The following is a 20,846-nucleotide window of genomic DNA, read 5'->3' on the forward strand; positions in this document are numbered from 1 at the left end:
TCACCCGTTCGCCACTAATCACCGGCGCAAGCACCGGGTCATCGTTCGACTTGCATGTGTTAAGCACGCCGCCAGCGTTCATCCTGAGCCAGGATCAAACTCTCCGTTGAAGTAAAACAGACACAACCAGGAAACCCGGGAAAACGGGACAACCAGGCTGCACAAAATTTGAAACCAGCCAAAAACACCAGACCACACCACGGGGTGGCGGGCCCGGCAAATTCAACCAATCCATTACAATAAATTGGTATCAACAAACTTGGCACACTATTGAGTTCTCAAACAACAGACACATTCGAATACTTGCCGAAACAATTCATTTCAATGAATTTTTTATTTCGTTTTTCTTCGCTGCGATGTTTACAGCTTATTTCATTCATTTCCACTTTGCAAATCCGCGATTTTCATCCGAATTTCACTTTATGGAGCGAATCCGCCCAGCAGAATTGAAGCAATTTCCATTGTGTGCGCCTAGCGCATGAAGAATTGCTTCTCATTTGTGGGGGTTTGTCACCACTCAACGGCGGCGACTCAGAAAACAATACACGCTCCCCCCCGGCCGTGCAAATCGGCCGGGAAGGAGCGTGCAGGGTGCGTTTTCGAAGCTGGTCAGGACGCGGAGACTTCCACCGTTGCCAGGTTCTTTTTGCCCCGGCGCAGGAGCAGGTAGCGCCCGTGCAGCAACTGGCTGGCCGCAATAACGGCGTCGGGGTCGGATATCTTCGCATTGTTGACGTAGGCCCCGCCTTCCCCCACGGTGCGGCGCGCGGCGGACTTGCTCTCTGACAGACCGGAGGCGACCAGCAGCTCGATGATGCCCAGGGCGCCGGCGTCGACAGTGGCGGACGGCAGCTCAGAGGTGGCCGCCTTCAATGTCGCTTCATCCAGCACAGAAAGATCGCCGTTGCCGAACACCGCGGCCGATGCCGCAATGACCTTCTCCGTGGCCTCCACGCCATGGACCAGCGAGGTCACCTCGTACGCCAGTTTCCGCTGGCCTTCGCGAGCGAACGGCCGTTCAGCGACCGCGAGTTCCAGTGCCTCAATCTCTGCCCGGCTGAGGAAGGTGAACACTTTGAGGCGGTCCGCGACGTCGGCGTCCGCGGTGTTCAGCCAGAACTGGTAGAAGGCGTACGGGCTGCACATGGCCGGATCCAGCCAGATGGCGTTGCCCTCGCTCTTGCCGAACTTGGTGCCGTCAGAGTTGGTGATGAGCGGCGTTCCCAGGGCGTGGACGTGCTTGCCCTCAACCTTCCGGATGAGCTCGGTGCCACTGGTGAGGTTGCCCCACTGATCCGAGCCGCCGGTCTGCAGCATGCAACCGTAGTCGCGGAACAGCTGCAGGTAGTCCATGCCCTGCAGGATCTGGTAGCTGAACTCCGTGTAGCTGATGCCTTCCTCGGAGCTGAGGCGGGACGCGACGGCGTCCTTGCGGAGCATGGTGCCGACACGGTAGTGCTTGCCGATCTCGCGCAGGAAGTCGATGGCGCTCAGGGGCGCCGTCCAGTCCAGGTTGTTGACCATTTGGGCGGCGTTGTCGCCCTCGAAGCTCAGGAAGCGGCGGACCTGGGCCTGCAGGTAGCCCACCCATTCGGACACAGTGTCCTTGGTGTTGAGGGTGCGTTCCGCCGTCGGACGCGGATCACCGATCAGTCCTGTGGAACCGCCCACCAGTCCGAGCGGCTTGTGGCCGGCCAGCTGGATCCGGCGCATGAGCAGGAGCTGGACCAGGTTGCCCAGGTGCAGGCTCGGCGCGGTCGGATCGAAGCCGCAGTAATACGTCGCGGGCTCGCCGGCGAGGAGCTTTTCGAGCTCCGCCTCATCCGTGGAGACGTGGACAAGGCCGCGCCATTTCAGCTCCTGCCAGATATTGGCAAAGCTGGGGTCGTTCTGCTGGGCATCGAGAATATTTAGCTGGGACACGCAATCTAAGTTAGCAGGATCAACGTCACCCGCATCGCAGTTGACGCCGTGCATCCGGCAACCGGACAGCCATTGCTGCCCGGTTGCCGGCCTACTCCTCGATGCCTGCCGGGATTCCGGCGGCGGCGATGAGCCGCAGGCGCTGGGTTGGCCGGGTCATGGCCACATACAGGTCGCCCACCCGGCCGTGCTCGTGGTTGAGCATGTCTGTCGGTTCCAGGACCACGACGCCGTCAAATTCCAGTCCCTTTGCCTCGCGGGGACTGATCACCACGATGTCCTGGGCGTAACTGCCCGCTCCGGTCCCGACACGGTGGCCGTACACGGCCCGCAGCGCCGCGCTGGCCTCGGGCAGCAGCTCGCCGTCGGCGATGACCGCCAGCAGTCCGCCCTCGATGGCGTCCAGCTCCTCCGGAAGCACCTCGACAAGCTTGTTGACGATCTGGCCCCTGCCGACACTGTCGATGACCGGGGACCAGCGGCCTTCCCTGACAGCCTTGGGCGCCGAAACCACCAGTCCGGCCGCGGTAGCCATGCGTGCAGCGGCCTCGGCGATCTGGGACGGCGTGCGGTAGTTGACGGTCAGTTCCTCGAGCTGCCAGCGGTCGCCGAACATGGGGCCCAATGCGCTGTGCCAGGAGTTGGCCCCGGCAACGGAACTTGTCTGGGCGATGTCGCCCACGATCGTGAACGACTTCAGCGGGCAGCGGCGGACCAGCAGCCGCCACTGCATGGGTGACAACTCCTGGGCTTCGTCCACCACGATGTGCCCAAAGGCCCAGCTGCGGTCCGTGGTGGCACGCTCTGCAGCGGTCAGCCGCGTCTCGCGCTCCTGGTTCTGGTCCACCAGGTCTTCAGCTGTGACGAGGACGTCCACGCCGGCGGTTTCCATGTTGACCAGGGTCTGCTTGGCATTGGCAAGGTCGCGGGCACGGTCCTGTTCCTGCTGCGCCAGTCCCCGTCCGGCGGCGGCATCAAGCTCGCCGAGCAATTCGGCGGCCTCGTCGAGCAGCGGAACGTCGGACTCGGTCCACGGCGAACCGGCAGGACGGAGCAGCAGCGCGCGTTCTTCCGGGGTGAGGTTGGGGGTGCATGCCTCGAGGACGGCCGGCTTGCTCAGCAGCTCCCCCACGAGCTTCTCCGGGGTCATCGGCATCCAGCACAGGTTCAGGGCGATCCGGACATCCCGGGCGGACCGGACGTCCTCCGCCAGATAGGAGCGGTCGGCGTTGTTGCCGATGTTGCCGGCCTCCACAAGTTCCGTCATCTGCTCGGTGAGTTCGCGGAGCAGGATCTTGACGAAGGACACGCGGGCCTCGTTGTGCGGTTTGCCCGTGGCGCGCGCCCTCTCCTTGGCGCGGCGGACTTGCCGCGGCGTGAGGACCAGCTTGCGGCCGTCGACCTCAAGGATCCGGTTTCCGGCCGGAATGCGCTGCCGGTTGGCCACGGCGTTGGCGACCACGTCGGCCATGTCCAGCCGGCCCTTGATGGCGGCTACGGCGGAGTCCGGCTCGGCAACGGCGGCGATGCCCGGCATGAGCCGGCCCAGGCTCGCCATCACGACACCGGTCTCGCCGAGCGAGGGCAGCACGCGTTCGATGTAGTTCATGAAGGACGACGTCGGCCCCACCAGCAGGACGCCAGCGCTCTTGAGCCTGTCCCGGTGCGTGTAGAGCAGGTACGCGGCGCGGTGCAGGGCGACAGCGGTCTTGCCCGTGCCCGGACCGCCCTGGACCACGAGTGCGCCGGAGATGGAGGAACGGATGATCCGGTCCTGCTCGGACTGGATGGTGCCGACGATGTCTGACATCCGGCCCGTCCGCTTGGAGTTCAGGGCCGCCAGCAGAGCGCCTTCACCCTGGAGCGAATCGCTGTCGGCAAGCATGTCGGCGTCGAGCACGTCGTCCTCGATTGCCTTGACCTCGCGGCCCTGCAGGATCAGGTGACGGCGGCGGCGGACACCCTGCCGGTCGAACGCCGTGGCCTGGTAGAAGTGGCCGGCCTCGGGCGCCCGCCAGTCCACCATGAGCCGCTGCAGATCCTCGGTGGTCAGGCCGATGCGGCCGATGTACTGGGCCTCCCCGGAATCCAGGTCCAGGCGGCCGAATACGAGCCGGTCATCGACGGCGTCGAGCTGGGCGAGGCGGTCCTCGTAGAGGGCCGCGAAGGCATCGCGTTCGGAAACGTTCTGCATGGTGCCCACGGCACCGGCACGGCGCACCTGGGCCAGCTGGGTGCGCTTCTCCACCCGCAACTCATCGAGCCGGGCGTAAAGTCCGGCCACATAGTCGCGTTCATGGGCCAAATCAGCGTCGTGCATCGAACGTTCCCCTATCGAAAAAGACGGACCCACCATTCTACAGCCATTTCGGCGGACACGGCTGTTGCATGTCGCCGAAACAATGCCAAGGCAGTCTTCGTCAGGGAATTCTACCGACACGACCCGGATGGTCCAGCCCCGCAGTCCCCGTTAGATCCGCAGCAGGGAGCGGACGTTGTGGCCGGTGAGGGCCGTGCGGCCGGCAAGTTCGTCGAGTTCCATGACCACGCCGACGCCGGCGACGTGGATCCCGCACCGCTCGAACAGCCGCGCCGCGGCGCCGAGCGTACCGCCGGTGGCGAGCACGTCGTCGAGGATCAGCACCCGGCTCCCGGGCGCCAGGTCCGTGGTGTGCAGCTCAAGGGTGGCGGTGCCGTACTCCAGGGCGTAGTACTCGGAAAACACTTCGCGCGGCAGCTTGCCGGCCTTGCGGACCGTGATGACTCCGGTCCCAGTGGCGTACGCTGCGGCCGCCCCGAGCAGGAAGCCGCGGGCTTCCACTCCGGCGACGGCGTCGAACTGGCCCTGGAATGGTCCCACCAGGGCATCGACGACGGCCCCGAAGGCAGTGGCGTCGGCGAACACCGGGGTCAGGTCCTTGAAGCTGATTCCGGGTTTGGGATAGTCCGGGATGGTGGCGCACAGGCTCTCGATCAGCTCATCCACGGGCAGTGCTGTCTTGGTCTGGTTCAGCTCGCTTTGATTCACCCATCCACCTTACTGGCTGGTAGCGGGACGTTGCAGGGCCGTGGCCGCCGGCGCCGGCTGGCCCGGGGCCGGCGGCCACGCGGCAACCCATCAGTCATCCAATGTTCACGCGGGCGGCGCCGGAAACGCCGGTCCCGTCCACCCCGGCGGTGATTGAATGCTCGAATGCGACACGAAATCGTCCTCTCCGGCCATGGGGTCCGCCTGGTTCCGCTGGCTCCGCATCACGCGGCAGGCCTCTTTGATTTCGTGGATCCCGGCATGTGGGCAGGCATGGCGGCGCCCATGCCGGGGACGGGCGGCGAACTGGCAGCACTGTTCCAGTCTCGGCTGGAGGATCCCGCCACCATCCCGTTCGCCGTGACGGACGGGCGCACCGGCGCCCTGCTGGGCACGACGTCCCTCCGCGACTACGTCCCGGCCCAGCAACGCCTTGAAATCGGCGGAACTTTTTACGGGCGGCAGTTCTGGGGCAGCCACGTCAATCCGGCGAGCAAGCATATGCTCCTCGCCTACGCCTATGAGGTACTGGAAGTCCACCGGGTGGCCTTCCGCTGCGACGCCCGCAACACCCGGAGCGCGACGGCGATTGAGCGGCTCGGCGCCCAATTCGAGGGGATCCTCCGCGGCCACCGGGCGGCCCCGGGCGGAGGACGCGCGGATACCGCCGTCTTTTCGATCCTCTCGCAGGAGTGGCCGCCAGTGCGGGAAGAGCTTCGGCGGCGCCTCGCCCCCTTCGCCGTTAGCGCAGACTACGGGCTCAGCAGTTTCGCCGCCTCCTAGAAATTCCTACGCTTCTGCCGTTGGGGGCCCGGTGTCGCCGCCCGGTTCCGGCGGGCGCAGGAGTTCGTTGGCAAGCCCGTAGGAGACGACGCCCAGCGCTGTTCTGAGCGCGCGCTCGGCGTCGAACCGGCCGGCCGCCACGCTGCTCAGCCGGCTGTAGTCCTCAGCCCACCCGGACCGGCGGAACCTGTCGGCGTCACCATGCAGGAGCCGACCGTAGAGGACGTCCTCGAACAGGTCATGGTCATCCAGGGCGATTTCGGCCATCAGCGCCGGGCGGTCCCGGATCATCCCGTTCGTGAACAAGCCGGCCGCTTCTGCCGTGCCCTCGGTTATCCGGGGGTCCGCCGAGTAGTTGCACAGGCGCAGGGCCCTGACTACGAGTTTGAGCGAAACGTGTTCTTCCGGAACGATGAATTTACGCAGCAGGGCTGCACGGAAGAGCTCCACCCAGTGCCTGCGCTCTGCCTCGACGGGGTCCACCGCGATCTGCTCGCCGTCAGGGGTGAACAGTTCCACCATGCGGAAGTACTCGGTGGCCAGCTGCGCAAAGATCTGGAGCCGTTCCAGCTCGTTGCCCGGTTTTCCGCGTTTCCCCTCGCCCATAATGCTCCATCATCCCCCACCGTGGGCGCGGCATCAGGCTGATTGCAGGGTGCCTGCCGGGTGCCTGCCGAGTGCCTGCCGCGTTACGCGCCGCGGGTGGTTGCCGCCTTTGGCGCCTTTGCCGCCTTGTAGCGGGAGACGGTCGGGTCGCCGCTGAGCCAGAACCGCCAGGGGTAGTCGTGGCTGCCGCCCGCGCCGGAGACGCCAACGCGCGGACCGGAGCTGATGCCTGAAGCGACCCCTTCCGGCGGGTGCGCGGGCGGTTCCAGCCGGAACGGCGGCGCGAGGGCGTCGCGCCCGCTGTCCGCCGTCGTCAGCCCCAGTGCGGTGGCCAGCCGGGCAGGCCCGCTGGCGAGGTCGATGTCCGATTTCGACGTCGGGCGCCTGGCCCTGGCCAGTTCGTGCCCCGCAACCACCTCGCCGGCCCGCAGCAGCAGCGCCGACGCAACGCCCTCGGGCCCGCACACGATATTGGCGCAATGGTGCATCCCGTAGGTGAAATACACGTAGAGGTGGCCGGCCGGGCCGAACATCGGCGCGTTGCGGGCCGTTTGGCCGCGGAAGGTGTGGGACCCGGGGTCAGGATGGTGGGAATCATGCGGGCCGAGGTACGCCTCCACCTCGGTAATCCGCACCGAGACGGAGCCCTCGGCCCCGTCGTGCGTCAACACGGCGCCGAGGATCAGCGGCGCCACGTGCCGTGCATCGGCCGAGAGCAGCTCCCGGAGCGGCGCGGCCGCGCCTGTCACCGTGCCGGGCTGGGTACCTGTACCCGTGCCGGGCCGGGCAGGAGGCGGGCTCGACGTCATGCTCAGACTTTAACAAACGCCGCCGGAGGACCACACGGCCGTGTCCGAATTCCGCTAGCAGGTGTCCAGCGAAGCTGGCAGGATGGGGTCATGGACTTCTGGCAGCGCTACCGGGCAATCGACGCCCGGGACACCCGTTTCGACGGGCAGTTCTATACCGCTGTCCGGACCACCGGCATCTACTGCCGGCCCTCGTGCCCAGCGCGGACGCCCAAGGCGGACAACGTCACGTTCTATGAAACGTCCGCTGCCGCGCACGACGCCGGCTACCGGGCCTGCAAACGCTGCCTACCCGAGGCCGTGCCCGGCACTCCGGCCTGGAACGTGCGCTCCGATATCGCCGGCCGGGCCATGCGGCTCATCAATGACGGCGTGATCAACCGCGACGGCGTCGAGGGGCTGGCGGCCCGGCTCGGCTACTCCTCGCGCCAGCTCAACCGGATCCTAAGCCACGAGCTCGGCGCCGGTCCGCTGTCCCTGGCGCGGGCGAGCCGCGCCCAGACCGCCCGCACCCTGCTGGTCTCCACCGGCATGAAAGTCTCGGATATCGCCTTCGCCGCCGGGTTCAGCAGCGTGCGCCAGTTCAACGAGACCATCGGCGAGGTCTTTGCGATGACGCCCTCCGCGCTGCGGGCTACTGCGCGGCATCACCGCTCCCCCGCAGCGACCACCGCGCTCACGCTCAATCTTCCGTACCGCGAACCGTTCGACCCCGGCGTCTTCGACTTCCTCGCCGTCCGTGCCATCCCCGGGATCGAGGAAGGTACTTCCAGTTCCTACGCCCGGACCCTGAAGCTGACGCACGGCGATGCCCGCTTCCGGGTGGATTACGATGCCGGCGCGGCCGGGCGTCCGCTCGTGCTGACCATCGGCGCCGTCGATCTCCGGGACCTGGCCGCCCTGCTGAGCAGGGTCCGCCGCCTGCTGGACCTGGACGCCGATCCCGTCGCCATCGATGCCGCCCTCGCCGCCGATCCCCGCCTGGCCGCCACGGTGGCGCGCACACCCGGCATGCGGATGCCCGGCGCCGTGGATCCGCAGGAGCTGCTGATCCGGGCCATGATCGGCCAGCAGATCACAGTGGCCGCCGCGCGGACCGCCCTGGTCCAGCTGTCCGTGGCCGGGAGCGCGAGCCTGGTGCCCGACGACGGTCTCCACCGGCTGTTCCCGACGGCCGCCCAGATTGCGGAGACCGGCTTCGAACTGCTCCGCGGCCCGCAGCGGCGGATCGATTCCGTCCGGGGCGCCGCCGCGGCGATGGCTTCGGGCGACCTGGACTTCGGCTACGGCGATGACGTGCACGGGCTGGAGGCCAAACTCCTGCCGCTGGCCGGCGTCGGGCCGTGGACCGTGGGATACGTCGCGATGCGGGTTATCGGCGCGCCGGATGTGTTCCTGGCCAACGATGCCGCCGTCCGCAACGGCATCCGCTCACTCGCCCAGAACCCCGACGGCGCCCTGACCACTGATTTCCGTGAGGTCAGCCCATGGCGGTCCTACGCCACCATGCACCTTTGGCGCGCAGCAGCGGCTGCCCAGGCCGCAGCGCGCGCGCCGTCTCCAGCTCAAAAGCAGACTCCGAAGAAAGCGAAACCATGAAAGCCCAGCTGTTGACCATGTCCACCCCGGACGGTCCTTTCACCATCATTGCCCGCGACGGCGCCGTCCTGTCTTCGGGCTGGACCGCCGTTCCCGGTGAGCTGACCGGGCAGATCCACGCGGACCTGCTGCCTGGCGAATTCGAGACCGTTGCCGGCCTGGGCTCCATCTCTGCGGCCGTGGAGGCGTTCTACTCCGGCGATCCGGAACCGGCCATGGCCGTGCCGGTGCTGCAGAAGTCCGGACCTTTCCGCAGCCACGCCTGGGATGTGCTGCGCACGGTCGCCCCGGGGCGCCTGGTGACCTACACGGAGTATGCGGAGCTCTCCGGCAACGCCAAGGCCGTCCGGGCGGCGGCCAGTGCCTGCGCTTTCAACGCGGCGGCCCTGTTTGTTCCCTGCCACCGCGTCATCCGCACCGACGGGACCCTGGGCGGATTCCGCTGGGGGCTGGCCGTCAAGGGCAGCCTGTTGGACCGGGAACGCGAACTCGCCCTCGCAACGGCACGGCCCTAGGCCTAAGGCTGCACGGACCCGGGCACCGCGCCGGGCGGGGGATGGCCGGCCATGGACCAGGGACTTTAGTTGTTGACGGGCACTCCGGCGGGCCAGGGCAACAGTTCCGGAAGGTCAACGCCGTCGGCCGCGGCGGTAGCGCGCAGGCTGCCGAGGGTGGGTGTGCGGCCGGCGAGCCACGCGGCGATGTCCGTGAGCATGCCGTTGATCACCGTCGAGGTTCCGCCGCTCCCGATGGCCACCGCGGGCAGGCCGAGCGGCTGCAGCACAAAGCGCTGGCCCTCGGGCACCCGGGCTGAGAGGAAATCGAAGAGGTGCCCGCAGAAGGGGCGGCTCCAGGTTTCCGGTCCGTGGCCGGTGCCGAGATCGGCCGCATGGATGATGAGTTCGCGCCATAGCGCCAGGCCGCCGTCGAACACGACTCCCCCGCGGTAGGTGATGGGCTCGCGCCAGCCGGCCGCATCGAGGGAGTCGAAGGCGCGCAGGGCCCTGCCCAACGCTGAGTCGAGGTCGGCCCGGTGCTGAGCGAGGCTGTGGCCGGCCGCCATCCCGATGGCGCGGTTCCGCCCCTCGAAGCCGCCGTCGTAAAGCTCCACGCCCTCGCCGCGGGCGGCGTATTCGAGCTGGCGGCCCATCGCGTTGGCAATCCCGCAGATGTGGGCCAGCACGTGCCCGCGGCTCCAGCCGGGCAATTCCGACGGCGCTTTGATGTCCTGTTCCGTCAGTTTCGCTGCGATTCCGGCCACGACGTCGGCGGCACGGTGCAGATCTGCCCGAAGGTTCTCTGGTGTGATTGAGGTCATGGCGCCCATCCTAAACCGAGCCACCCAATTAAGTCGGATTAACTGAGTGGAACCCGGTCAGCGGGGCGCGTAGCGGTGCCGGATGTGCCGGCGGTCGTGCCGGGCCTGCCAGAATTCGATTTCGCGGGGCCGGATGGCGTAGAGCTGCCAGTCTGTGTTTTCATTTTCGCTGCCGTCGGCGCCCGGCCGGGCCTGCCAGTCCGCGGCCGAGGCCTCGGCGGACAGCTCCACGACGTCCCCGGCCACCCGCACCTGGCGGCCCTGCTGCTGCCAGAAGAAGTTCAGCGCCGCGTGCGGGTTGGCCGCGAGCTCCTGGCCCTTGCGGGATTCCCGGGAGGTCGCGAAGTGCCAGCCGTCGGCGTCGATGTCCTTCAGGATCAGCATCCGCGACGACGGCCGGCCCTGCCCATCGGCGGTGGCCAGGCTGCACGCGTTGGGCTGCGGCACCCCGGCCGCCAGCGCTTCGTCCAGCCACAGCCGGAACAGCTCTGCCGGGTCCGCGGGCGCGGAGTCCGGGTCAAAGTCCGGGAGGCGCTCCGGGAAATCGGGCAGGGCACGCAGCATTTGGCGGAACGGTTCGCTCATGTGCCTACCTTAACCGCCGCGAGGGCCCCATCCGCAGAGGGCCCCCGCGCGTAGAGACCGGTGCTACCCCGCGTACGTCCGCACGCCGGCGAGCTCGCCGTCGAGGGCCAGCAGCTGGCGTTCGACGGCGGCCGGTGCGGTGCCGCCTTGGGAGTTCCGGCTGTTGAGCGAACCCTCAGTGGACAGGACCGTGCGGACCTCTGGCGTCAGGTGCTCCGAGATGGCGGCGTATTCCTCGTCCGTCAGGTCCCAGAGCTCGACGCCGCGGCTTTCGGCCTGCTTCACCGCGGCGCCTGAGAGCTCGTGCGCCTCGCGGAACGGAACGCCCTGGCGGACCAGCCATTCGGCGATGTCCGTCGCCAGCGCGAAGCCCTGCGGTGCCAGCGCTTCCATCCGTTCGGTGTTGAACTTCAGCGTCGCGATCATGCCGGACACTGCCGGGAGCAGGACCTCCAGCGTATCGGCGGCGTCGAAGACCGGCTCCTTGTCCTCCTGCAGGTCGCGGTTGTACGCGAGCGGCAGCCCCTTCAGGGTGGCCAGCAGCCCGGTCAGGTTGCCGATCAGCCGGCCGGCTTTTCCGCGTGCCAGTTCCGCCACGTCCGGGTTCTTCTTCTGCGGCATGATCGAGGAGCCGGTGGAGTAGGAATCGTGCAGGGTGACGAAGGAGAACTCCTTCGTGGCCCACAGGATCACTTCCTCCGAGACCCGGGACAGGTCCACGCCGATCATGGCCGTGATCCAGGCGAACTCGGCGAAGACGTCGCGGGAGGCGGTGCCGTCGATCGAGTTGTGCGTCGCCGAGAAAAAGCCCAGGTCGGCTGCGACGGCCTCCGGGTCCAGGCCCAGCGAGGAGCCCGCCAGGGCACCTGAACCGTAGGGCGAAACGCCGGCGCGCTTGTCCCAGTCCTGGAGCCGCTGCACGTCACGCAGCAACGCCCAGGCGTGAGCGAGCAGGTGGTGGCTGAGCAGGACCGGCTGGGCGTGCTGCAGGTGGGTGCGGCCGGGCATGGCCACCCCCTGGTGCGCCTTGGCCTGGTCCACCAGTGCGTCGATCGTTGAGAGCACGCCGCGGGCGATAATCCGGGCGTGGTCGCGCAGGAACATCCGGCCCAGCGTGGCCACCTGGTCGTTGCGGGACCGGCCGGCGCGGAGCTTGCCGCCGAGCTGGGTGCCGGCGCGCTCGATCAGGCCGCGCTCGAGTGAACCGTGCACGTCCTCATCCGACTCCGCCGGCAGGTAGGCGCCGGAGGCGACGTCCTCATCCAGCCGGGTCAGTGCGGCAAGCATGCCCTCAAGTTCGGCGCCATCCAGCAGCCCGGCCTTGTGCAGCACGCGGGCGTGCGCCTTGGACCCGGCGATGTCGTAGCGGGCCAGCCGCCAGTCGAAGTGCGTGGACTTGCTCAGCGCGGCGAGGGCGTCCGCGGGGCCGCCGGCGAACCGGCCGCCCCACAGCGCGCCTTCATTGGTGGCGGACGCCATTACTGACCTGCGACGCGGATGTCGCGGCCGGAGGCAACCTTGGCGGACATGCCCCACAGCTCGATGAAGCCGCGCGCCATCGACTGGTCGAACGTGTCGCCGGTGTCGTACGTGGCGAGGTCGAAGTCGTAGAGCGAGGTCTCGGAGCGGCGTCCGTTGACGATCGCCTGGCCGCCGTGGAGCACCATGCGGATGTCGCCGGTGACGTAGCGCTGGGTGTCCTCGATGAAGGCGTCGAGGGAGCGCTTGAGCGGGGAGAACCACTGGCCGTCGTAGACCAGCTCGGCCCAGCGCTGGCCGACGGTCGCCTTGAAGCGGGCCTGCTCGCGCTCGATCGTGATGTCCTCGAGGTGCTTGTGCGCGGTGATGAGCGCCATGGCACCGGGGGCCTCGTAGATCTCGCGGGACTTGATGCCCACGAGGCGGTCCTCGACGACGTCGATGCGGCCGACGCCCTGGGCGCCGGCGCGCCGGTTGAGTTCCTTGATGGCCTGCAGCGGGGTGACCTTGACGCCGTCGATCGCGACCGGCACGCCGGCCTCGAAGGAGATAGTGACCTCATCCGGCGCCGGCGGGAATTCCGGGGTGGCGGTGTAGTCGTAGATGTCCTTGGTGGGGGCGTTCCAGATGTCTTCGAGGTAGCCGGTTTCAACGGCGCGGCCCCAGACGTTCTGGTCGATCGAGTACGGGTTCTTCTTGGTGGTCTCGATCGGCAGTCCCTTTTCCTCGGCGAACGCGATGGCCTTGTCGCGGGTCAGGGCGAGGTCACGGACCGGTGCGATGCACTTCAGGTCCGGGCCGAGGGTCTGGATGCCGACTTCGAAGCGGACCTGGTCGTTGCCCTTGCCGGTGCAGCCGTGGGCGACGGTGGTGGCGCCGAATTCGCGGGCGGCCTTGACCAGGTGCTTGACGATCACCGGGCGGGAGATGGCCGAGACCAGCGGGTAGTGGCCCTGGTAGAGGGCGTTGGCCTTCAGCGTGGGCACGCAGTACTCGTTGGCGAACTCGTCGCTGGCGTCGGCGACGTAGGCTTCGACGGCGCCGCAGCCCAGCGCGCGCTGGCGGATGGTCTCCAGCGATTCGCCGCCCTGTCCGACGTCGACCGCCACGGCGATGACCTCGGCGCCGGTGGCTTCACCGATCCAGCCGATGGCTACGGAAGTATCCAGGCCACCGGAGTAGGCCAGAACAATACGCTCAGTCACGGAAATGCTCCTTAGTTGTTTGGTGATGCTGTAAGTGTGGGAAAAATCTCTCTGCTGCAAGCCTGTCACAAGCCCGGTTGTGCCCGGGGCGTTGCGCGGCTTATTGGCCGGCTTCCTCGGCGAACTGCAGGAAGCGTGCGGCGATGTCCGCGCCGCCCAGGGGGTCCCGGGTGACAAGCAGGACGGTGTCGTCCCCAGCGATGGTGCCCAGGATCGAGGGCATCACGGAGTGGTCGATGGCGAGGGCAAGGAAGTTTGCGGCGCCCGGCGGGGTCCGGAGCACCACGAGGTTGGCCGAGGCCTCGGCGGTGACGAGCAGTTCCCCGCACAACCGGGTCAGCCGGGCGTCGAGGATTTCCTGCGTGACGCCGCTCTTGGCCGCCCGTTCGCCGCCCTCCCCCGGGACGGCGTAGACCAGCACGCCGTCCTTGCCGCGGACCCGGACGGCGCCGAGTTCCACGAGGTCGCGGGAGAGCGTGGCCTGGGTGACCTGGACGCCGTCGTCCGCGAGCAGCGCCGCGAGCTCAGCCTGGGAACGGACCGACTCGCCCGTCAGAATCGCTGTGATCCGCGCCTGCCGGGCTGTCTTGGTGGCCGGGCTGGCCCCCGGAGAGGCTGGCTGGACGGACATCAGGCCAAGCCGTCCACCGGTGCCAGCCCATCAACTGGCGCGAGCCCGTCAACAACAGCCAGGCCGGAGCGGTGCATGAGCCAGGCCATCAGCGCCTTCTGGGCATGGAGCCGGTTTTCAGCCTCGTCCCAGACCACCGACTGCGGGCCGTCAATGACGTCCGCGGCGATCTCGTAGCCCCGGTAGGCCGGCAGGCAGTGCAGCACGACGGCGTCCGGCGCCGCGAGCTTCATCGCGTCGGCGTCCACGGAGTAGTCGCGGAACAGTTTCATCCGCGCTTCCTTCTCCGCCTCCTGGCCCATGGACACCCACGTGTCGGTGGCGACGACGTCGGCGCCCAGGAGGGCCTCCACGGCGTCGACCGTCACCAGCACGGAGCCGCCGGTCTCCGCGGCACGGTCCTCGGCGGCGGCGATGATCTCCGGAGACGGCAGGTACCCTGCCGGTCCCGCGATGCGGACGTTCATGCCGGCCGTGACGCCGGCCAGCAGGTAGGAGTTGGCCATGTTGTTGGCCGAGTCGCCCAGGTACGCCATGGTCAGGCCCTTGAGCGAGCCCTTGTGCTCCTTGACGGTCAAGAGGTCGGCCAGCAGCTGGCACGGGTGGTAGTCATCGCACAGGGCGTTGATGACCGGAACGCGGGAGTTCGCGGCCATGGCGACAAGCCCGGCATGCGCGCCGGTGCGCCACACGATGGTGGACACCATGCGTTCGAGCACCTTGGCGGTGTCCTCGACCGATTCCTTGTGCCCGATCTGCGCCTCGCCGGGGTTGATGATGAGCGCGTTGCCGCCCATGTCCGCGATGCCGGTGGCGAAGGAGACCCTGGTCCGGGTGGAGGTCTTGTCGAAGATGACGGCCACGGTCTGGCGGCCGCTGCCTGCCGCGGCGAAGGGCTGCACACTGTAGGGCGCGGCCTTCATCCGGACGGCGAGCTCGAGGACCTCGGCCTGTTCGGCCGGGGTGAGGTCCGTGTCCTTGAGGAAGTGGCGGGTGGGCACTGATGCGGTCACGACGGCGGTCACTTGGCGTCCTTTGCGGCGTTGTTACTTGAAGTGGCGGGCTGTTCGGCGGACTGTTCGGCGGACTTTTCGGCAGTGGACTTTGCGGTCTCGAGCAACGCGGGCAGTGCCGCCAGGAAGCGGTCGGCCTGTTCGGTGGTCAGGATCAGCGGCGGTGCCAGCCGGATGGTGCGCGGGCCCGGGCTGTTGACGATGAAACCGGCGTCAAGCCCGGCGGTGACGACGCCCGGGGCGACGTCGGCGTCGAGGTCGAAGCCGATCAGCAGCCCCTCCCCGCGGACCTCGGTGACGCCGGCGATTCCGGCGAGGCCGGCGCGCAGGTGCTCCCCCACGCCCCGGACGTGGGCCAGGATGTCCTGGTTTTCGAGGACGTGCAGCGTGGCGAGGGCGGCCGCAGTGGCCACCGGGTTGCCGCCAAAGGTGGTGCCGTGCTGGCCGGCGGTCAGCAGCTCGGACGTTTCCGGTCCGAACGTCACGAGCGCGCCGACCGGGAAGCCGCCGCCCAGGCCCTTGGCGAGGGTCACGGCGTCGGGCACGATCCCGGCGTCCTCACTGGCCAGCCACTTGCCGGTGCGGCCGATGCCGGTCTGGACCTCGTCGAGGATCAGCAGGGCGCCGGCGGCGCTGGTGGCCTCGCGGGCGGCCAACAGGTAGCCGGCGGGCAGCGGCCGGACGCCGGCCTCGCCCTGGATCGGTTCGAGGAAGACGGCGGCGGTGGTGTCGTCCACGGCGGCGCGGAGGGCATCGATGTCACCGAACGGGACATGCACGACGCCGCCTGGCAGCGGCGCGAACGGCGCCCGGTAAGCTTCCTTCGCCGTCAGCGCGAGGGCGCCCATGGTGCGCCCGTGGAAGGCGCCTTCGAGCGCGATGATCTTGGTGCGCGGCGTCTCGTCCGGGCCTGTGTTCCGGCGCGCCAGCTTGAAGGCCGCCTCAACGGCCTCGGTACCGGAGTTGGCGAAGAACACTTTGGACCCGGCAGGTGCCTTGGACAGTTCCAGCAGCTTCTCCGCCAGGGCGATCTGGGTGGGGCTCGTGAAGAAGTTGGAGACATGGCCCAGGGTGGCCAGCTGGCTGGAGATCACCGAGGTGACGAACGGGTGGGCGTGGCCGAGGGCGTTCACGGCGATGCCGCCGAGCAGGTCCAGGTACTCCTTGCCGTCGGCGTCCCACACGAGGCAGCCGGCGCCGCGGACCAGGACCCGCTGCGGGGTGCCGAAGACGCCCAGCAGGGAGGAGGAGTAGCGGGAGAGCCACTGCGCGCCGGTGGCGCGCGAGTGGACCAGGTCGGCTACCGGAGAGTGTTCGAGATCCGTGGAAGGTGCAGTTTCGATCTGGTTCATTTGCTTTCCTCGTCGGGGACGACCTGGGTGCCGATGCCGGCGGTCGTGAATGTTTCCAGGAGCATCGAGTGCGGCAGGCGGCCGTCCACGATGTGGGCGCGCTCGACGCCGTCGTCAATCGCTTTCAGGCAGGCCGCCATCTTCGGGATCATGCCGGACTCAAGGCGCGGCAGCATCTCTCGCAGCTCCGAAGCCGTCAGCGACGAGATGAGCGATGACCTGTCCGGCCAGTTGGCGTAGAGGCCTTCGACATCGGTCAGGATGACCAGCTTGGATGCCCCCAGGGCCGAGGCGACCGCCGCCGCCGCCGTGTCCGCGTTGACATTAAGTACCTGCCCGGTGGTGGATCCGTCTGCGGAGATCTCCGGGGCAACGGTGGAGACTACCGGGATCCGGCCGGCCGCGAGGATGTCCACGATCCCTTCCGGGTTGACGCCCACCACTTCCCCGACGAGGCCCAGGTCCACCTCCTCGCCGTCCACCACGGTGCCGGTGCGGACGGCGCGGAGCAGTCCGCCGTCCTCGCCGGACATGCCGACGGCGTACGGGCCGTGGGAGTTGATCAGGCCCACGAGTTCGCGTCCCACCTGGCCGGTGAGGACCATCCGGACCACGTCCATGGCCTCGGGTGTGGTGACGCGGAGCCCGCCCTTGAATTCGGATTCGATCCCGAGCCGGCTGAGCATGGCGTTGATCTGCGGGCCGCCGCCGTGAACCACCACGGGGTGGATGCCGACGTGGTGCAGGAACACGACGTCTTCGGCGAAGGCGCGGCGGAGCTCGTCGTTGACCATGGCGTTGCCGCCGTACTTGATCACCATGGTGCTGCCGGCAAAGCGCTGGATCCAAGGCAACGCCTCGATCAACGTGGCGGCTTTGTCCCGGGCGTCGGACTGGGATGTCGTCTCGCGGGTCTGGGTGTTCATGCTGTTCGTCCTTACTGCTCGTCCTTCCAGGCGGATTAGCTGGAGTAGGCGCTGTTTTCGTGGACGTAGTCGTGGGTGAGGTCGTTCGTGAGGATCGTGGCCTCGGCCCCGCCGGCCTGCAGGTCGATTTCGACCAGGACCTCACGCGGTTCGAGATCCACCAGGTTCCGGTCATCGCCGATGCTGCCGTTGCGGCAGATCTGCACGCCGTTCATGGACACGTTCAGCTGGTCCGGATCGAACGCCGCGTCGGTGGTACCGACGGCGGACAGCACGCGGCCCCAGTTGGGGTCCTTGCCGAAAATCGCCGTCTTGAACAGGTTGGAGCGGGCGACAGCGCGGCTGACGATTTCGGCGTCCCCCTCGCTCGCGGCGTTGAAGGTCCGGATCGCGATGTCGTGGCTGGCACCCTCGGCGTCGCCGATCAGCTTGCGGGCCAGCTCGGCGCAGACCTGGGTCAGGCCCGTCCGGAAGTCGACGGCGGACGGCACGGCGCCGGAGGCCCCGGACGCCAGCAGCACCACGGTGTCGTTGGTGGACATGCAGCCGTCGGAGTCCGCGCGGTCGAAGGTGACCCGGGTGGCGTTGCGGAGTTCCGCGTCGAGCATGCCCGGCTGGACGTCGGCGTCCGTGGTCAGGACCACCAGCATGGTGGCCAGGCCCGGGGCCAGCATGCCGGCGCCCTTGGCCATGCCGCCAATGGTGAACGGTGTGCCTTCGGCGTCGGTGCCGGAGAAGACGGCCTGCTTGGAGACGGAGTCCGTGGTCATGATCGCGGTGGCTGCCGCGGGGCCGCCGTCGGCGGCCAGAGCGGCGGTGGCGGAACCGATCCCGGCCAGGATTTTTTCCATGGGGAGCTGTTCGCCGATCAGTCCGGTGGAGCAGACGACGACGTCGGTGGCGGAGACGCCGAGGGCTTCGGCGGTCTTCTCCGCGGTGGTGTGGGTGTTTTGGAAGCCCTGGGGCCCGGTGCAGGCGTTCGCTCCGCCGGAGTTGAGGAAAACGGCGTCCACGCGGCCGTCCTTGACCACCTCGCGGGACCAGTGCACGGGGGCCGCGGCGACGCGGTTGGACGTGAAGACCGCCGCGGCGGCCTTGGACGGACCGTCGTTGACCACGAGGGCAACGTCCGGCTTGCCGGAAGCCTTGAGCCCTGCCGTCACGCCGGCGGCGCGGAATCCCTGCGGTGCGGTGATGCTCACGGTGCGACTCCCTGGAGGTTGAGGCCGGCGGATTCCGCCAGGCCGAGGGCGATATTCATGGACTGCACGGCCCCGCCGGCGGTCCCCTTGGTCAGGTTGTCGATGGCGCAGCACACGATCACGCGGCCGGTGTGCTCATCGAAGGCCAGCTGCATGACCGTGTGGTTCGAGCCCTGGACCGACTTGGTGGAGGGCCACTGCCCCTCCGGGAGCAGGTGGACGAACGGTTCGTCGTCGTAGGCCTCGGACCAGGCGGCGCGCAGCTCCGCGGCAGTGACGCTGCGTCCTGGCTGCTGCCGGATCTTGGCAGTCGCCGTGGTGAGGATCCCCCGGCTCATCGGCGCCAGGGTGGGCGTGAAGGAGACGGTGACCGGAGCGCCTAGCGCCTTGGAGAGTCCTTGCTCGATCTCCGGGGTGTGCCGGTGTCCCCCGCCTACCCCGTAGGGGCTCATGGAGCCCATGACTTCGGCGCCGATCAGGTTGACCTTGGCGGCCTTGCCGGCCCCTGAGGTGCCGGATGCGGAGACGATCACGACGTCGTCGCCTGCCAGCAGCTGGTTGCTGAAGCCGGGCATGAGGGCCAGCAGGGCCGAGGTCGGGTAGCAGCCGGGGACGGCGATCCGGGTGGCGCTGCGGAGGGCGTCGCGCTGACCGGGCAGTTCCGGGAGACCATAGGGCCAGGTTCCGGCGTGCGCGGAACCGTAGAACTTCTCCCAGGCCGCCGGGTCCTCGAGGCGGTGGTCCGCGCCGGCGTCGATAACCAGGGTCCCGGCGGGCAGCTGCGCCGCGATCTCCGCGGACGCCCCGTGCGGAAGCGCCAGGAACACGACGTCGTGCCCGGCCAGGTTATCCACGGTGGTGTCCTCGAGGATCCGGTCCGCCAGACCATGGAGATGCGGCTGCAATTCCCCTAGTCTGGAACCGGCGTTGCTGTGGGCCGTGATGGCGCCGATAGTGACGTCGGGGTGGCCGGCGAGGAGCCGCAGGACCTCGCCGCCGGCATAACCGCTCGCCCCGGAAACGGCAACAGAAATAGTCATAAGCACGACTATACAGCAAGAGTATGCATAGATGCCGATATTTATGCATGGATGCGGCCGTGTCCGGGAACCCCCGGGGCGTATGCTTGGTGAAGGGTGATCCAGACCGTGCAGCTGCAAATGTCAGCTGCAACGTTGCCCGTAAACAGCAACGAGGCAGGCTCCCTATGACCACTACGCTCACTCCTCCTCCTCTAGATTCAGTACGCCCCAAATCGCGAGTCAGGCAACCCAACGCCGTCGTTCTCAGCTATTCGGAACTGCTCAAGACCGTGAAGGCTGCCGGTCTCCTGGAACGCCGAGTCGGCTTCTACGTCACCGTGTTTTCGGTGCTTGCCCTCCTGATGGCCGCGACATGGTTCGGGTTCGCGCTGATCGGTGACAGCTGGTTCCAGCTCCTGATCGCCGCCGCCCTGGGCATCCTGTGCACGCAGCTGAGCTTCCTGGCCCACGAGGCCGGGCACCGGCAGATCTTCGCGTCCCGCCGCGCCAACGACTGGGCAGCACGGCTGCTCGCCACGTCCGTGGCCGGGATCAGCTACTCCTGGTGGGAGCAGAAGCACGGCGCGCACCACAACCACCCGAACGTCATTTCCAAGGACCCGGACATCGCGCCCGGCCCCATCGCCTTCCACCCCGAAGCCGTAGCCGACCGCCAGGGGCGCCTCGCGTTCCTGACGCGCAAGCAGGGCTGGTTCTTCTTCCCGCTCCTGTTCCTGGTGGGCCTGGGACTCCAGATCGACTCCGTGAAATTCATCGTCCGCCGCGCCAAGGTCACGCACCGCTGGGTTGAAATTCCGATCCTCGCCGTCCGGCTCAGCCTGCTGCCCGTTCTCGCGTTCTCCTTCCTGCCGCTGGGCATGGCGTTCGCCTTCATCGGCGTCCAGCTGGCCGTGTTCGGCTTCTACATGGGCGCGTCGTTCGCGCCGAACCACAAGGGCATGCCGGTGCTGCCGGCGGACAGCCGGGTGGACTTCTTCAGCCGCCAGGTCCTGACGTCCCGGAATATCTCGGGCGGCCGCTTCATGGACATCCTGCTCGGCGGCCTTAACCGCCAGGCAGAACACCACCTGTTCCCGGACATGGCCCGCCCCCAGCTGGACAAGGCCGCCAAGATCGTCCGCGAGTACTGCGCCAAGCACCAGGTCCCGTACACGGAAACCACCCTGATGCAGTCGTACGCCATCATCGTCCGCTACCTCAACGATGTCGGACTCGCCGCGGGCCGGCACTTCGAATGCCCGATGGCAACGGTCACCCGCCGCTACTAAGGGACGCATCAGGCGGCGTCCGCGCAGGACCCGCCACGTCCGGACGCTGGCACGTGAAGCATCACGTGACGGTCGG

The 20,846-nt window shown here is 68.0% G+C and carries 19 protein-coding genes and 1 rRNA gene; 4 read left to right on the forward strand and 16 right to left on the reverse strand.

Annotation, left to right across the window (positions count from 1 at the left end; genetic code table 11):
• The 4 genes from LQV16_RS10940 to LQV16_RS10955 all read right to left on the reverse strand — a co-directional run.
• Positions 1–110: ribosomal RNA gene (locus LQV16_RS10940) — 16S ribosomal RNA — on the reverse strand; the annotation flags it as partial.
• 499 nt (positions 111–609) lie between these two features.
• Complete coding sequence (tyrS, locus tag LQV16_RS10945) at positions 610–1,923, reverse strand: tyrosine--tRNA ligase (protein WP_229993917.1); 1,314 nt, start codon at positions 1,921–1,923, stop codon at positions 610–612.
• A gap of 91 nt (positions 1,924–2,014) precedes the next feature.
• Positions 2,015–4,243 carry an AAA family ATPase gene (locus LQV16_RS10950; RefSeq protein ID WP_229993918.1) on the reverse strand — a complete coding sequence of 743 codons (2,229 nt, stop codon included), beginning with the start codon at positions 4,241–4,243 and terminating at the stop codon, positions 2,015–2,017.
• 150 nt (positions 4,244–4,393) lie between these two features.
• Positions 4,394–4,951, reverse strand: coding sequence for an adenine phosphoribosyltransferase (locus LQV16_RS10955; protein WP_229993919.1), 558 nt, complete (start codon positions 4,949–4,951; stop codon positions 4,394–4,396).
• A gap of 165 nt (positions 4,952–5,116) precedes the next feature.
• Here LQV16_RS10955 and LQV16_RS10960 point away from each other — a divergent pair, with 165 nt between their 5' ends.
• On the forward strand, positions 5,117–5,734 hold the full coding sequence (locus tag LQV16_RS10960; RefSeq protein WP_229993920.1) for a GNAT family protein: 618 nt from the start codon (positions 5,117–5,119) through the stop codon (positions 5,732–5,734).
• Positions 5,735–5,740: 6 nt separating this feature from the next.
• On the opposite strand, the gene LQV16_RS10965 is transcribed toward LQV16_RS10960, so the two are convergent.
• Entirely contained in the window at positions 5,741–6,340 is a 600-nt protein-coding gene (locus LQV16_RS10965; protein WP_229993921.1) for a hypothetical protein, read from the reverse strand.
• An 83-nt stretch (positions 6,341–6,423) separates the two neighbouring features.
• Positions 6,424–7,149, reverse strand: coding sequence for a DNA-3-methyladenine glycosylase (locus LQV16_RS10970; protein ID WP_229993922.1), 726 nt, complete (start codon positions 7,147–7,149; stop codon positions 6,424–6,426).
• A gap of 90 nt (positions 7,150–7,239) precedes the next feature.
• Between LQV16_RS10970 and LQV16_RS10975 the strand changes: the two genes are divergently transcribed.
• Together LQV16_RS10975 and LQV16_RS10980 are read left to right on the forward strand one after the other, a co-directional pair.
• Positions 7,240–8,748: an AlkA N-terminal domain-containing protein gene (locus tag LQV16_RS10975; protein ID WP_229993923.1), complete on the forward strand. Its 1,509-nt coding sequence runs from the start codon at positions 7,240–7,242 to the stop codon at positions 8,746–8,748.
• Positions 8,745–9,263 (forward strand): methylated-DNA--[protein]-cysteine S-methyltransferase, encoded by a 519-nt coding sequence (locus tag LQV16_RS10980; protein ID WP_229993924.1) that lies wholly within the window; start codon positions 8,745–8,747, stop codon positions 9,261–9,263. The genes LQV16_RS10975 and LQV16_RS10980 overlap by 4 nt, the downstream gene beginning before the upstream one ends.
• A gap of 65 nt (positions 9,264–9,328) precedes the next feature.
• Here LQV16_RS10980 and LQV16_RS10985 read toward each other — a convergent pair whose 3' ends face one another.
• The 10 genes from LQV16_RS10985 to argC form a co-directional block, all read right to left on the reverse strand.
• A complete protein-coding gene (locus LQV16_RS10985) occupies positions 9,329–10,066 on the reverse strand; it encodes a maleylpyruvate isomerase family mycothiol-dependent enzyme (RefSeq protein WP_229993925.1) in 738 nt (245 codons plus the stop codon).
• Positions 10,067–10,123: 57 nt separating this feature from the next.
• On the reverse strand, positions 10,124–10,651 hold the full coding sequence (locus LQV16_RS10990; protein WP_229993926.1) for a pyridoxamine 5'-phosphate oxidase family protein: 528 nt from the start codon (positions 10,649–10,651) through the stop codon (positions 10,124–10,126).
• A gap of 63 nt (positions 10,652–10,714) precedes the next feature.
• Positions 10,715–12,130 carry an argininosuccinate lyase gene (argH, locus tag LQV16_RS10995; protein WP_229993927.1) on the reverse strand — a complete coding sequence of 472 codons (1,416 nt, stop codon included), beginning with the start codon at positions 12,128–12,130 and terminating at the stop codon, positions 10,715–10,717.
• Positions 12,130–13,335 carry an argininosuccinate synthase gene (locus LQV16_RS11000; protein WP_229993928.1) on the reverse strand — a complete coding sequence of 402 codons (1,206 nt, stop codon included), beginning with the start codon at positions 13,333–13,335 and terminating at the stop codon, positions 12,130–12,132. Before LQV16_RS11000 ends, argH begins: the two co-directional genes overlap by 1 nt.
• Before the next feature lie 100 nt (positions 13,336–13,435).
• Positions 13,436–13,966, reverse strand: a complete 531-nt coding sequence (locus LQV16_RS11005) for an arginine repressor (protein WP_079551248.1) — start codon at positions 13,964–13,966, stop codon at positions 13,436–13,438.
• A complete protein-coding gene (gene argF, locus LQV16_RS11010; RefSeq protein WP_229993948.1) occupies positions 13,966–14,979 on the reverse strand; it encodes an ornithine carbamoyltransferase in 1,014 nt (337 codons plus the stop codon). The genes LQV16_RS11005 and argF overlap by 1 nt, the downstream gene beginning before the upstream one ends.
• 8 nt (positions 14,980–14,987) lie before the next feature.
• Positions 14,988–16,331: an acetylornithine transaminase gene (locus LQV16_RS11015; RefSeq protein ID WP_229993929.1), complete on the reverse strand. Its 1,344-nt coding sequence runs from the start codon at positions 16,329–16,331 to the stop codon at positions 14,988–14,990.
• A complete protein-coding gene (gene argB, locus LQV16_RS11020) occupies positions 16,328–17,257 on the reverse strand; it encodes an acetylglutamate kinase (protein WP_229993930.1) in 930 nt (309 codons plus the stop codon). The genes LQV16_RS11015 and argB overlap by 4 nt, the downstream gene beginning before the upstream one ends.
• Positions 17,258–17,292: 35 nt before the next feature.
• Entirely contained in the window at positions 17,293–18,459 is a 1,167-nt protein-coding gene (argJ, locus tag LQV16_RS11025; RefSeq protein WP_229993931.1) for a bifunctional glutamate N-acetyltransferase/amino-acid acetyltransferase ArgJ, read from the reverse strand.
• Positions 18,456–19,499 (reverse strand): N-acetyl-gamma-glutamyl-phosphate reductase, encoded by a 1,044-nt coding sequence (gene argC, locus LQV16_RS11030; RefSeq protein ID WP_229993932.1) that lies wholly within the window; start codon positions 19,497–19,499, stop codon positions 18,456–18,458. The genes argJ and argC overlap by 4 nt, the downstream gene beginning before the upstream one ends.
• Before the next feature lie 167 nt (positions 19,500–19,666).
• Here argC and LQV16_RS11035 point away from each other — a divergent pair, with 167 nt between their 5' ends.
• Positions 19,667–20,770 carry an acyl-CoA desaturase gene (locus tag LQV16_RS11035; RefSeq protein ID WP_229993933.1) on the forward strand — a complete coding sequence of 368 codons (1,104 nt, stop codon included), beginning with the start codon at positions 19,667–19,669 and terminating at the stop codon, positions 20,768–20,770.
• The last annotated feature ends 76 nt before the right edge of the window (positions 20,771–20,846 follow it).

Origin of the sequence: Arthrobacter sp. Bi26 (genome assembly GCF_918697925.1) — a bacterium.
In the GTDB taxonomy this organism is placed as follows: Bacteria; Actinomycetota; Actinomycetes; order Actinomycetales; family Micrococcaceae; genus Arthrobacter.

Coding starts and splice junctions, on each gene's coding strand:
- LQV16_RS10950 (WP_229993918.1), bottom strand. CDS start 4,243: ATGCACGACGCTGATTTGGCCCATGAACGCGACTATGTGGCCGGACTT.
- LQV16_RS10960 (WP_229993920.1), top strand. CDS start 5,117: ATGCGACACGAAATCGTCCTCTCCGGCCATGGGGTCCGCCTGGTTCCG.
- LQV16_RS10965 (WP_229993921.1), bottom strand. CDS start 6,340: ATGGGCGAGGGGAAACGCGGAAAACCGGGCAACGAGCTGGAACGGCTC.
- LQV16_RS10970 (WP_229993922.1), bottom strand. CDS start 7,149: ATGACGTCGAGCCCGCCTCCTGCCCGGCCCGGCACGGGTACAGGTACC.
- LQV16_RS10975 (WP_229993923.1), top strand. CDS start 7,240: ATGGACTTCTGGCAGCGCTACCGGGCAATCGACGCCCGGGACACCCGT.
- LQV16_RS10980 (WP_229993924.1), top strand. CDS start 8,745: ATGAAAGCCCAGCTGTTGACCATGTCCACCCCGGACGGTCCTTTCACC.
- LQV16_RS10985 (WP_229993925.1), bottom strand. CDS start 10,066: ATGACCTCAATCACACCAGAGAACCTTCGGGCAGATCTGCACCGTGCC.
- LQV16_RS10990 (WP_229993926.1), bottom strand. CDS start 10,651: ATGAGCGAACCGTTCCGCCAAATGCTGCGTGCCCTGCCCGATTTCCCG.
- argH (WP_229993927.1), bottom strand. CDS start 12,130: ATGGCGTCCGCCACCAATGAAGGCGCGCTGTGGGGCGGCCGGTTCGCC.
- LQV16_RS11005 (WP_079551248.1), bottom strand. CDS start 13,966: ATGTCCGTCCAGCCAGCCTCTCCGGGGGCCAGCCCGGCCACCAAGACA.
- LQV16_RS11015 (WP_229993929.1), bottom strand. CDS start 16,331: ATGAACCAGATCGAAACTGCACCTTCCACGGATCTCGAACACTCTCCG.
- argB (WP_229993930.1), bottom strand. CDS start 17,257: ATGAACACCCAGACCCGCGAGACGACATCCCAGTCCGACGCCCGGGAC.
- argC (WP_229993932.1), bottom strand. CDS start 19,499: ATGACTATTTCTGTTGCCGTTTCCGGGGCGAGCGGTTATGCCGGCGGC.
- LQV16_RS11035 (WP_229993933.1), top strand. CDS start 19,667: ATGACCACTACGCTCACTCCTCCTCCTCTAGATTCAGTACGCCCCAAA.